12 protein-coding genes are annotated in these 12,260 nt (G+C 51.5%); 6 read left to right on the top strand and 6 right to left on the bottom strand.

Annotated features, from left to right (window positions below):
* Window positions 1–209: 209 nt before the first annotated feature.
* Genes ACTQ3V_RS10910 through ACTQ3V_RS10895 form a run of 4 tightly spaced genes read left to right on the top strand, consistent with a single transcriptional unit; the run spans window position 210 to window position 2,970 of the window.
* On the top strand, window positions 210–1,481 hold the full coding sequence (locus tag ACTQ3V_RS10910; RefSeq protein ID WP_441467531.1) for a glycoside hydrolase family 10-like protein: 1,272 nt from the start codon (window positions 210–212) through the stop codon (window positions 1,479–1,481).
* A gap of 20 nt (window positions 1,482–1,501) precedes the next feature.
* The gene (locus ACTQ3V_RS10905) at window positions 1,502–2,233 is read left to right on the top strand and encodes an acyl-[acyl-carrier-protein] thioesterase (protein WP_441467530.1); all 732 of its coding nucleotides are present in this window, start codon (window positions 1,502–1,504) and stop codon (window positions 2,231–2,233) included.
* A gap of 4 nt (window positions 2,234–2,237) precedes the next feature.
* On the top strand, window positions 2,238–2,549 hold the full coding sequence (locus ACTQ3V_RS10900) for a hypothetical protein (RefSeq protein WP_441467529.1): 312 nt from the start codon (window positions 2,238–2,240) through the stop codon (window positions 2,547–2,549).
* Window positions 2,533–2,970 (top strand): HEPN domain-containing protein, encoded by a 438-nt coding sequence (locus tag ACTQ3V_RS10895; RefSeq protein ID WP_441467528.1) that lies wholly within the window; start codon window positions 2,533–2,535, stop codon window positions 2,968–2,970. Before ACTQ3V_RS10900 ends, ACTQ3V_RS10895 begins: the two co-directional genes overlap by 17 nt.
* Window positions 2,971–3,019: 49 nt before the next feature.
* Here the strand turns inward: ACTQ3V_RS10895 and ACTQ3V_RS10890 are convergent, their stop codons facing one another.
* Window positions 3,020–4,303, bottom strand: coding sequence for a glycosyltransferase family 2 protein (locus tag ACTQ3V_RS10890; protein ID WP_441467527.1), 1,284 nt, complete (start codon window positions 4,301–4,303; stop codon window positions 3,020–3,022).
* A gap of 324 nt (window positions 4,304–4,627) precedes the next feature.
* On the opposite strand from ACTQ3V_RS10890, the gene ACTQ3V_RS10885 reads away from it, so the two are divergent.
* Window positions 4,628–5,128 (top strand): RNA polymerase sigma factor, encoded by a 501-nt coding sequence (locus tag ACTQ3V_RS10885; protein WP_441467526.1) that lies wholly within the window; start codon window positions 4,628–4,630, stop codon window positions 5,126–5,128.
* A complete protein-coding gene (locus ACTQ3V_RS10880) occupies window positions 5,115–6,167 on the top strand; it encodes a hypothetical protein (RefSeq protein WP_441467525.1) in 1,053 nt (350 codons plus the stop codon). Before ACTQ3V_RS10885 ends, ACTQ3V_RS10880 begins: the two co-directional genes overlap by 14 nt.
* Before the next feature lie 78 nt (window positions 6,168–6,245).
* Here the strand turns inward: ACTQ3V_RS10880 and ACTQ3V_RS10875 are convergent, their stop codons facing one another.
* The 5 genes from ACTQ3V_RS10875 to ACTQ3V_RS10855 form a co-directional block, all read right to left on the bottom strand.
* Window positions 6,246–7,187 carry a magnesium transporter CorA family protein gene (locus tag ACTQ3V_RS10875; RefSeq protein ID WP_441467524.1) on the bottom strand — a complete coding sequence of 314 codons (942 nt, stop codon included), beginning with the start codon at window positions 7,185–7,187 and terminating at the stop codon, window positions 6,246–6,248.
* Between the two features lie 179 nt (window positions 7,188–7,366).
* Window positions 7,367–8,515 (bottom strand): cell division protein FtsZ, encoded by a 1,149-nt coding sequence (gene ftsZ / locus ACTQ3V_RS10870; protein ID WP_441467523.1) that lies wholly within the window; start codon window positions 8,513–8,515, stop codon window positions 7,367–7,369.
* A gap of 269 nt (window positions 8,516–8,784) precedes the next feature.
* On the bottom strand, window positions 8,785–9,774 hold the full coding sequence (locus tag ACTQ3V_RS10865) for a cell division protein FtsQ/DivIB (protein ID WP_441467522.1): 990 nt from the start codon (window positions 9,772–9,774) through the stop codon (window positions 8,785–8,787).
* Window positions 9,775–9,793: 19 nt separating this feature from the next.
* The gene (gene murG, locus ACTQ3V_RS10860; protein ID WP_441467521.1) at window positions 9,794–10,930 is read right to left on the bottom strand and encodes an undecaprenyldiphospho-muramoylpentapeptide beta-N-acetylglucosaminyltransferase; all 1,137 of its coding nucleotides are present in this window, start codon (window positions 10,928–10,930) and stop codon (window positions 9,794–9,796) included.
* 54 nt (window positions 10,931–10,984) lie between these two features.
* Window positions 10,985–12,250 carry an FtsW/RodA/SpoVE family cell cycle protein gene (locus ACTQ3V_RS10855; RefSeq protein WP_441467520.1) on the bottom strand — a complete coding sequence of 422 codons (1,266 nt, stop codon included), beginning with the start codon at window positions 12,248–12,250 and terminating at the stop codon, window positions 10,985–10,987.
* Window positions 12,251–12,260 lie beyond the last annotated feature (10 nt).

Here is a 12,260-nt window from a genome sequence, read left to right as displayed (position 1 = left end):
GGATATGGCCCCCTTTCGACAAGTTGTTGTATAGCAACTCAACTTTAACCGATGTGGTCTTATCCTTCATCCTTTTTTATTCAACTGTCCAAGATGTATTGTACTCCTACAACGATGAATCCGCGTCCATGTCAATCATTCTTGCTTTCTCCTTCCCGCAATGGTAAAATAATTATATTATTTACGCTAATTGTCAAAGGAGTCTTTCCATGCTCAAACAACGTATTCTTTCCATTATTCTGGTGTTGGCTCTGATTTTGTCCAGTGCCGGCGCGGTTCAGCCCGCGCAAGACGGCATGCGCGGCGTATGGGTTTCGACCATATACAATATCGACTATCCCTCGGCGCAAGGCCTATCCGCCGATGCGCTTAAAAGCGAAGCAGATACCATCCTCGACAATATTGCAGCAATGGGGCTGAATACCGTTTTCCTGCAGGTTCGTCCTTCGGCTGATGCGCTCTATCCATCGGATATTTTCCCGTGGAGCCGCTATGTCAGCGGCACCGTTGGACAGGCACCGGACGGCGATTTTGACGTTTTGGCCTATTGGGTTCAGGCCGCCCACAGCCGCGGCTTGCAGCTGCATGCCTGGCTCAACCCCTATCGTATCACCAAGGGCGGTCAAAGCGAATGGGATTCCCTGCCCGACAACAGCCCTGCCAAGCAGCATCCGGAATGGGTCGTCGAATACGAGGACAATTACTATTTTAACCCCGGTTTGCCCGCTGTGCAGCAGCTTGTGGTGGATGGCGCATCGGAAATTGCCAATAACTATGATGTAGACGGCATCCATCTGGATGATTATTTCTATCCGGGGACAGATTTTGATGATTCCGCTACTTATGCCCGCTATGGACAAGATTTCAGTGATATTGGTGATTGGCGACGCGATAACGTCAATACCCTGATCGCGACGCTTGACAAAACACTGCATAAAATCGATCCAACCTTATCGTTCGGCGTCAGTCCCGCCGGTATCTGGGACAACAAGGCCAACAACCCAAAAGGCAGCGAAACCAACGGCCGCTCTTCCTATCAGGAAATCTATTGCGATTCTGTCGAATGGATTAGAAAGGGCACCGTGGACTATATCTGTCCTCAGCTTTACTGGTCCATCGGCTATGAAATTGCCGACTTTGAAGTTCTGGTGGAATGGTGGCAGCAGATAGTTTCCACCAGTGATGTCGCGTTGTACATCGGCATCGGCGCCTATCGCGCAGCCGAAGCACAACCGGGTGATGTATGGTATGGAACAGATGAATTGCAGCGTCAGCTCACTCTGTTGGACAATAGCATTGACATTCAGGGCGAGGTATTCTTCAGCTATACTTCTCTGCAAACTGTCGATGGCTGCGCGGCGATGCTTTCCGAACACTACGCATCGAATAAGCAAACCCCGGATACTACGCCGGACGCTTCGGTGCAACAGTCCTCGCTGCTCGAACTGGTCACCCGGTTTATTGTCAGCCTATTTCACTGATCACAAGGAGGCGTTTTCCCTTGGCAGATCTTCTCTCCCGTGAATACGAGGTCAATTACGGCCATATCGATAACCGCGGCATTGCAAAACCATCCTTTCTCTGGCTGGTCATGCAGGATGCTGCTACCGTGCATGCAGAATCGCTGCATCTTGCCCAAGACGAGCTGAATATCCTATGGGTGCTCTCGCGCATGAAGGCGCGTCTGACGCGTCCGCTGCGCCCGTATGAACGCATCCGCTGCGAGACATGGTGTCCGGGTATCCGCGGCGCAAGCTGGTATCGCTGTTTTTTGTTCTTTGCGGATGAACAGCAGATTGGCGACGCACAATCCATGTGGGTCACGCTCGATCCAGTATCGCACCGCATCTTGCGCCCCAGTTCTTTCCCAGCAGCGGAAAGCTATCTGCACACCGCACGCGGAGAACTGTTTGAACCGCTGCCCAAGCTGTCCTGCGATACTGTACGGCCGCATCATGTTCATACTGTGCAATATTCGGATTTGGATGTCAACAACCACGTCAATAATGTGCGCATCGTAGAATTGATTTCGGATGCACTCGACCTGCAGCGTCAGCCGGGCTTTGTTTCCTCCCTACAGGTCAACTACACTGCTGAAACCGCCTTTAGTGAACAACTCTCACTGCTTTGCGGCACAGTGGACGGCGCACGCTATGTGCGCGGCGAAACAGATGGTAAAACGCATTTTGAGGCGCTTGCAACCCTGTCACCATTTGAGACGCAGGAGGCATAACCATATGACTGAACTGATTCAACAAGCCACGAAGGATATTCTCCGCATATGTCAACCGCACCGGATTATTCTGTTTGCAGAAAAGCGAACCATGGCTACCGGAAAGCTCAAAGCGTTCAGCCTTTGTATCATCGTGCCCAACGGCACAGATTGCCGCCACCTGCGCACACATCTTCATCTGGTGCTTTCTGCTGATGTGCCGGTTAATTTAAATGTATACACCGCCGAAGAGTGGGACGCGCTGCTGGAGGATGAAACCTCCTATGCCGCATGGATCAACCGGAAAGGGCAGGTGATTTATGAGCAGAAGACGTAGAGGCGCATCCGATAGCCACTTTTACTATAAATGGCTGGATAAAGCGCTATGCGACCTACAATGCGCACGCTTGCTGCTGACCTATGGGGGCGACCACTACAATATTGCCTTCCACTGTCAGCAGGCAATTGAAAAAGCGCTCAAGGGATATCTGTTATTCCGTACCGGTCGACATTACGATGGCCACAACCTCACTTATCTTTGTCGGCAAGCCATTCAGCAGAATTCAGAGACTTTCTCGGAATATCTTGACGAGAGTGCCGCGCTGAACGACCTGTATATCGAAACACGGTATCCTACTGACCTTCCGTTTGAGATTGATGAAATTGAAATCCGCCGGTATCTGGATATGGCGGAACGCATGTTCGCGGCCATTCGGCGCGAACTGTATGCCAGCGGTCGACCGCATTACGTTGAATAGGAAAAAAGCTGCTGCAACTTCGCGTTGCAGCAGCTTTTTGTTTTTTCTCTTAAGCGCGCTCGTTCTCATTCTGCGCTTTGGCAGTGAGACCGTGGCGAATGGGCTTCCACTCAACTTTACCGACAAGCGCCATCAAAGAAATCGGGATATAGGTCAGCATAAACAGCGGGAACGTAAACACATAAAAAATCTTTTTCCAAACGCTGCCCTTGACCTTCTTCCATTCGGTTGCCATCGTAAAAGCACCAAATATAAATAAGCTAAACGAAATGCCTTTTACCGTAGAATAAATGATCCGCCCAAGCATGCGCAACACGCGATAGGTAACGAACGCCGGCTGCGACAGGCTGCTCAGGCAGGCGAATAAGGCAAGCCCCAGCACACCAATTGTCACCAGATTGCAGGGCGCTACTGTCATAAGCATATCGTAGCAGGACATACCCTTTCTGCCGCCGCGCAGACAGCCGAGCAACAGCGGCGCCGTATACTTCGCATCCACCTGATAAAAGCCTTTACTCCAGCGCAGACGCTGATACCAGGACTGCCGGAATTGAATCGGCTGCTCGTCATAAATGATTGCCGTACCACAGTAACCAATTTTCCGACCGCGCACCGCGCAGGCAATCGAGAACTCAATATCCTCTGTCAGCAAGTGATAGGGCCAGCCACCCGCCTCACGGATGACATCTGCCGCAACCAAAAAGCCCGTACCGGAAACGGCGCAATTAACACCAAGCTGCGTACGCGGACGATTGAGAAAACGCGCCTCACGCAGAAACCAAAGCGCATAACCCGCAGAAATCCAGTTATCACAAAAGTTTTTGGAATTGCGATAGCTGGTCAGCGCAGTATACTCTCCAGTGTCAAACATCTTATTCATCTCGCGCACAAATTGCGAATCTACCAGATTGTCGGCGTCAAACACGAAAAAGCCATCATACGTCTTTTCGCCATAATCCTTGAAAATATTGCGGAACAAGCAATCAAGCGCATAACCTTTACCCACCTGCGCCTTATTGAAGCGCTCATACACGATTGCCCCTGCCTTGCGGGAAACCTCCGCTGTACTGTCTGTACAGTTATCTGCAATAACAAAAATATCCAGAAGCTCCTCTGGGTAATCCTGTTGCTTCAGCGTTTGAATTAACTCCCCAATGACACCATCTTCATTGCGCGCTGCAATGATTGCCGCATATCGGTGCAATTTGGGATTCTTCTTTCCCTGACGTCCTTTTCCAAGTAGACCAACCACCAGATACAGAATCTGATAGGCATACGCTGCTGTAAAAAATACAAATAAAACGAATTGCAGACTCTCTAAAAACCGAAGCATATAAATCCTTCGTCTCCTTCATCTTTGTCCGATTATTTCATTCTTTTTTTCCTTGTAATATCATAGCACTATTCCCACTTAATGCAACAGCTTTTTATACTTTTTCACCTGCTTGCCTGCATTTTTCTCTGTTCGCACAAAAATCCGGTGATTTTTTCTGCAATTTTCATCACTGTTTTCTGTCACATTCCGCCGTCATGCTAATAGCAGTATAACACATTCCCCTACCCATTTCCGAAAGAAATTATGAAGATAAAAATATTCCACTATTTTGTCACACAACACAACGCTTGGTCGTTATCATAGTGAAAGGGGATGAGCCTTATGCCGGTCTGGCAAGATGCAGCCGATGCAGCCACCTTCGTGCGCTTATACTCCGGCATGATCCTGCGCGTATGCTTTACGTATTCGCTCGGCAGGGCGGACGCGCAGGATGTGTGCCAGAATATATTCCTGAAACTGCTGCAAATCGACCGAAAGTTTGACACCGAGGGCGAGACACGCGCCTTTATTCTCCGCATGGCAATCAATGAGTGCAAGGACATCCTCAAGAGTGGCTGGCGCCGCCGCTCTGTCCCATTGGACGAATTGATCGAGCGTGAGATTCCCTTTCTCCCTGCGGAAGATACCGGCGTGCTGGCCGCAGTACAGCGTCTACCGGTCAAACACCGCGAGGTCATCTACCTGTACTATTATGAAGGCTACAACGCCGAAGAAATTGCAGCCATGGTCGGGGCGAAACCCGCCGCTGTTCGGCAGCGACTCGCCCGCGCCCGTGCCAAACTCAAACAAGAACTGGAGGGCAGCGGATATGAGACAATATAAGGATGCGCTCGATGCGCTGCGCTTTACCGAGGAGGAACAGGATATGTTGATTCAACGACTCAATCAGGCGGCGCAAACCGCTCAAAAGCCCAAAAAGCGGCGGCATCCACGCAGAGTTATTCTCATTGCAGCTGTATCTGCATGCGCGCTGGCTTTCACCGCAGCGGCAGGCGCAGTCGTCGGCTTTTTTGCCAACCCGGAAGCGGGCCGCACACAACTTGCGAAATTTTTCCAAATGTCTGACAGCGATGTCGAAACGGACACAGGTTTTGTCGCCAGCGGCGCCAGCGATACTGCTCATGGTGTGACTATTTCGCTTGACGGCATCTACGCTGATGAGCAGACCGTATACGCAATTTTCTCCGCCGTCAAGGACGATGGTACACCGTTTGTCGATATACAGGAATACCCAAACACCGACTTCCTAACCTTTAAAGACTACGAAGTCCGTACCGACGGAGAATGGAGCTTCGGTAGCGGAAGTCCAAGTGCGGTAACCGACCCGACACAGTTTTTCTTCCAGATTGAAATGGATATGAGCAACATTGACCAGTGGCAAGGCAAGACCGTGCGCTTCACCTTCTCCGACATCATCAGCTATATGAGAGAAGGCACTTATTCCGGACCGGATCAAACCCTTGTCTCCGGCAACTGGAGCATCGAGGTGCCGCTCGAAAGCACTGATACCGCAGTGTACGCGCAGGCCGGCCAAGTAATTCCTTACGGCAACCTGAACGTCACCATTGACAGCATCGCATTCACACCGGCCTTCTATCATCTTGAATGGCACTTCGACAAAGAGATGACCTATGACGATAACATGAACCTGTACTTGGACGGCGTGCCGGATGAATACGACAATCAGTATTACACAGGGGGCAGTTCCCCCATTCTAACGCTTAAGGACGGTACAACCTATGATCTATGGCAGATTGGCCACTCCAACACTGGCCTGCTCCCGGAAATAATCCCACTGGAAGAGATGGAATCCATCACGATTTTCGGCCAGACCATTCTCCTTGTATGGGACGACGAGTGAACAGTAGCAAAGGGCGCGCAGCAGCGCGCCCTTTGCTTTTTCCCAAAACAAAAAGCGCCGCAAGCGCGGCGCCGAAAATCAATCCAAATTTTTCTTCTTGAGCATGAACCACGCAAAAAAGCACGCAGCAACCGAAATCAACAGCGGAATCCACCAGACAAAGTCACCCGGCAGACCACCCCCCTCGATATTCATGCCATAAAAACCAAAGATAATATTCGGAATGGTCATGATGATAGTCAATACCGTGAGAACCTTCATAATGATATTCAGGTTGTTGGACACAACTGAAGCGTACGCATCCATCGTACCGGACAAAATGCTTGAGTAGATGCCGGCCATCTCGATGGCCTGCCGAATCTCAATCAGTGCATCCTCCAGAATATCACGGTCATCCTCGTACAGCTTGAGCACACGTCCACGCAGTACTTTTTCCATCGTCACTTCGTTGCCTTTCAACGATGCCGAGAAGTAAACCAATGATTTGGAGAGTCCGAGCAACTGAATTAACTCTTCGTTTTTGAGCGAATCATATAGCCGCTTTTCAATGCGGGTAAAGTCACGCTCAATCATGCGCAGGTTTTTCAAAAAGCGTCCCGCCACGCGCAGCAAAATCTGAAATACAAAGCGCGTGCGCAACGCCGTATGCACGCCCTTCACCGCGCCCTCGGCGATTGACCGCAGGATAATACTGTCCTCCAGGCAGACTGTGATGACCGCGTTCTGTGCCACCACGATGCCCATAGGCAAAGTGCTGAACATCTGGCCGCCATCTTCAACCGAGTTCTTTTCCACCATCGGAATATCGACAATCATCAACAGCTGATCGTCCTCGGTTTCAACACGCGAGCTTTCCTCCGGGTCGAGTGCCGCGCGGATAAACTCCTCTTCCACGTGCGCTGCACGGGCGATTTCTTCCAGCTCATCCGAACTGGGATGCACCATATTTACCCAACAGCCTTCAGCAAAGCCGCTGATCTCCGTGATTCTTCCGTCAAGTGTCTTGTAAAATTCTACCATACCTTACCGCCTTTCCGCGGTTTCACAGCGCTGTGCCACCGCGAGTACTTTTTATTTTTTTACTTCGAGGGTCTGCACTCACAGTGATCACACTCCTTTTTCAAGAATTTTACAAGGTCTTATCAGACCAAAACAGCCCTAAACAGGGCTGTTTTTCAAAGCGCTATTTTCAGCTGAACTCAGCGATGATCCTTATCAAAGATACGCATCAACACGTCAAACGCTGCATCATCCGAACCCAAATCGCTGGATTTGGACTGAGTCGAAGTAGGCTTGTCCTCTGCGGCCGCAGTGGATGCCTCGGTAAACAAACCGGAGCCGGAAGCCTGTTCGGGCTGCTTGCCGTCCATATTCATTTTTGCAGAATTCGGGATGCTGTCAAAGCCGGTTGCGATAACCACTACGCGAATTTCATCATCCATGGTATCGTCAATAAACGCGCCGAAAATGATATGCGCATCCGGATGGGCCGCCTGCTGTACCATGGTAGCCGCTGTCTCAACCTCATCCAGACCAATATCGTCCGAACCGATCACAGAAACGATGACGCCATGCGCCATATCGATCGAGGTTTCCAGCAGTGGGCTGGAAATCGCCATACGGGCCGCTTCCGCGGCTTTATCTTTCCCAGCAGCACGGCCGGTACCGATATGTGCATAACCTGCATCCTTCATCACCGAAGTAACATCGGCAAAGTCCAGATTGATAAAGCCAGGGACAGTAATCAGCTCAGAAATGTTTGCAACCGCCTGACGGAGCACACCGTCTGCGATTTCAAATGCGTTCTTGAAGGTGATCTTTTGCTCAGATACGTACTTCAGGCGCTCGTTCGGAATGATAACCAGCGAGTCCACATTCTTGTTCAGTTCATCAATACCACCCAACGCCTGCTCCAAACGCTTCTTGCCTTCAAATGCAAACGGACGGGTAACAACGCCAACCGTCAGAATACCCATTTCACGAGCAATTTGCGCAACCACCGGCGCCGCACCGGTACCGGTACCGCCACCCATACCGGCAGTGATAAAGACCATATTGGTGTTCGCAAGCGCCGCTGCGATCTGATCCTTGCTTTCCTCTGCCGCCTTGCGACCGATCTCCGGGTTTGCGCCTGCACCCTGTCCTTTCGTCAGCTTTTCGCCAATCTGGATCTTAGTGCTGGCCTGAGAATAGTTCAGCGCCTGCATATCCGTATTGATAGAAACAAACTCAACACCCTGCACACCGCTTTCGACCATGCGGTTGACTGCGTTGCCGCCACCGCCGCCTACGCCGATTACTTTAATGTTCACTACACCATCCAAGCTCTGTTCAAACTCGAAACCCATTATTGCCATCCTCCGTTTTATGATAAAGAATCGTTCAGATTATCTTATACGTTCTTTTGCGCGGACACCGCTGTCTATCACAAGCGAGCTGTCCCTATTGTTTTAATTTTACCTCTAATTGTTCCATTTTGCAACAGAAATTAGTGAATTGCTCAAAAAAAACTGAAAGTTTTCTGTATCTTTCCACCAAATTTATGCCAAACGCCCTCTCAAATCCATACCGCATAAGGTATTCCGGCCTTCTTTTGTCCCTTTTTCCTCCCTTTTCCTCACACATCCCCGTCGGTATCCACCTCATCGGCCGCGTCCGCTTCTTCATCGGATCCGTTGTCCGAGTTCTGCGTTGCATCTGTATCACTCTGAGACTGCGCCGACGATTGAGAAGCCTCTGCATCCGTTTGCCGTGCGGCATCTTCTGTCGCTGCATTGGTCACTGTCGGAGATGCCGCCAGTCCCATACCCGCTTTTTCTATATTTTCTGCCGTATCCGGTACATAATGCAAACGGTTTTGTGCATCCCAGTACAACTGTCCGATATCAGACGGCGACAGGCGATCCTGTATCACCGTTTGAGCAAAGCGCAGATAATACGCCAGATTATCCACCGAGCCTACTCGGATGTCAAACCGTTTCTGATAACCGATGTGAATATCGCGCAGATCGGACAGATTGATAAAGTTGAGGTCACCATGCATGTCGGCCGCATCTACTATCTGCAGGATGGTCAACAGTTCCTCCGCTGACTCACTCGATTCTTCCGATAGGATTCTTCCGAGCGGAACATCAGACAAGGTCATACCTGTAACAACCGGCAAGCCGTTACTCGTTGCACTCTGTTCCAACGCCTTGCCCTCTTTACTCAGCAGCAGATAGCCTCCGTTCGATGCGATGGCGACCGACGCCGAGCACTCCGTGACCGAGACCACCAACGCATTGGGCAAATGTCGGCGAATCTGTACGCTTTGCAGATACGGAAACTTTTCCAGCATCGCATCGCTTACTTTTACCTTATTCCACAGATAGAGGTTGTCCCCTTGCTTAACATCCATACCTGCAACGATTTCTTCCGCCCGGTATTTCTGCGCACCTTCCACCGTTATGGTGTCCACCTTAAAAAAAACCGTCAGCGCCAATATCGCCGCCGCCAGCAAAACCCCGAGAAACAGTATGCGCCCAATTGCATGGAAAAAGCGTTGTCGTCGGCTGACGCGTCGACGCATCTGCTCGGGCGTTTTGTATCTTCGCTTTCTGCGTCTCATCGTGGCGCCCCTTCGTTTTTTATTTCCCGTGATGCTCCATTGCCCACAGGATCTCGCGATAAATCTTTTCGCTTGCGTCATGTGCGGCCAGACCGGTTGCAGCACGTCCCATCTGCTGTAGCCGGTCGCGATCTGCCAACATCATCTGCATCTCATCATACAGCTTTTGCGGCGACGCATCCTTTTCCAGCAATACCCGGCAGCCGCCTGCTTTTTCCAGCGCACGGGCATTCTTCTCCTGATGGTTTTCCGCCACAAACGGCGACGGCACCAGAAGTGCAGGCCGCCCCAGCATACACAGCTCGCCCAGCGTCGCCGCACCTGCACGGCAAACCACCAGGTCAGCCGCAGCCAGCCGATCAGCCATATCATAAATATATTCCGTCACTTCGATATTGGGATGCTGGGTTAAATCCGCCCCCTGCTCTTTCGCCATGCGCGGCAGCCATTCGCGTGCCGCCGCACCGGTTGCGTGCACATGGTGATACGATACGTTATTTTTGCACTCCAGCGCAATTGTGCCCGCCATATGCTCGTTCATATACTTTGCGCCCATCGAACCCCAGAAGGAAACCACCAGCTGGTCCTTTTCGGTCAGGCCAAAACGTGCGCGTGCTTTTTCCCGATCTGCCGCAAGAATTTCTCCTCGAACAGGCGCGCCGGTCAGCACAACTTTATCGCCGCCGCCCAGAATTTCCTTGGCCTGCTCAAAGCAAACCAGCACACGGTCCGCCTTTTTGGAGAGCATCTTTGTCACCTTGCCGGGCAGAGCGTTTACCTCCAGCAGCACTGTGGGAATCCCCATTTGCTGCGCAGCCCGCACCACGGCAAACGACGCATAACCGCCACAGCCGATGACACAGTCCGGCCGCGCCTGACGCAGCAGCTTTTTCGCTTTGCTGACAGCCGATACCGCCAGTTTTGCCGCCTTTATATTATGTGCCAAGCCTTTCGGGCTGAGCGAACGCGACATACCAATTATTTCAATCGCATCCAGCGGATATCCTTCGCGCGGCACCAGTTTATTCTCTATTCCGCGCGCCGAACCCGCAAACCGAACCACCGTGTCCGGATGCTTATGCTCAAAGTAGCGTGCAATCGCCAGCCCGGGCGTCACATGACCGCCCGTACCTCCGCCGGTGATGTACAGTCTCAAATCAGCTCCCCCTTTTCCAAAAGCCTTTCGCCTATCACATAGGTCAATCTCTGCTTATTCTTCCGCACGGGTTTCCACACGTGCATAACGGGAAATATTCAGTAGTATACCCATTTCTCCCATCTGCATCAGCAGTGCTGTGCCGCCGTAGCTGAAAAACGGCAGACTTGCACCCGTAACCGGAATGATGCCTGTGATAACAAACAGGTTCATCAGTGTTTGAATCGCTAACTTTGCCGTAATGCCGGTCGCAAGCAGGCAGCTGAATTTATCCGGTGCCGCGCGTGCAATGCGGAAACCACGGAATATCAGGTAGGCAAACAGCAATAGTACCAGCAGTGCACCCACCAGTCCCATTTCTTCACACCAAGAGGAGAAAATAAAGTCATTCTGCGGCTCAGGCAGATACAGATGCTTTTGCATGCCCTTGCCCAGACCGCGGCCCAGCAGGCCGCCCGAGCCAATGGCAATCTGGCTCATCGCACCCTGCCAGCCCTCGCCCTGCATGTTGGCAAACGGGTCCAGCCAAACGGAAAAGCGTTCCCGGACATGCTTAAATGCGAAATAGAATCCGGTCAAAATACCCGCTGCCGCTACAAAAATCGGGCCAAAATACCACAGGCGCATACCGCCTGCCACCAGAATCACAACGCCAAGGCCACAAATGATCATCATAGCCGAGGTGTGCGGTTCAAAAAACAGCAGCACGATGTAGGACACCAACAAGAAACCATACGGCTTAATCAAGCCTCTGAAGGTTCGTATTTTCTGCGTATCGCGCGCGATCCAATAGGAAAAGCAGACGATAACCGCAATTTTCGCCAGCTCAGACGGCTGAAAGCCGAACAGCCAGCGCTGCGCCCCCTTGGATGCCGTACCAAGCGGTGTAATAACCAGAACCAACAGAATGAGCGACAAAATCATCAATTCCTTGTGAAATCGCGCATATAACTTATAGCTGATTTTGGAAATCACCACCATTGCAACGACGCCCACCGCCGCATTGACTCCCTGACGGGAGATAAAATATGTAGCGCTGCCCTGATAAAACAGTGCATTGGAATAACTCGCGGAAAACAGTGCAATAAGACCGATCACCAGCAGCAACAGAACCGAGCCAAACACGCCCACATCCCACGCATGTGCCCGTACACGCGCCCGTTTGTATGTCCGTGCGGGAGGATTTGCACGCGTTTGCATCATAGCCGCATCACGCGGTACGATCGCGCGTTCCGCCCGGAACGTCGAACGGGTCGGAGCGATCCGCCGCCGTGGATCCGGTCGGCGCGGCGAGCGCGCCTGTCTGGTTGTTGAAGCCATGAGGACACCT

It is taken from the genome of Candidatus Agathobaculum pullicola (assembly GCF_052117205.1).
Classification (GTDB): domain Bacteria; phylum Bacillota; class Clostridia; order Oscillospirales; family Butyricicoccaceae; genus Agathobaculum; species Agathobaculum pullicola.
Note: the sequence above shows the minus strand (reverse complement) of the source record. Positions and strands in the feature narration are given on the sequence as shown.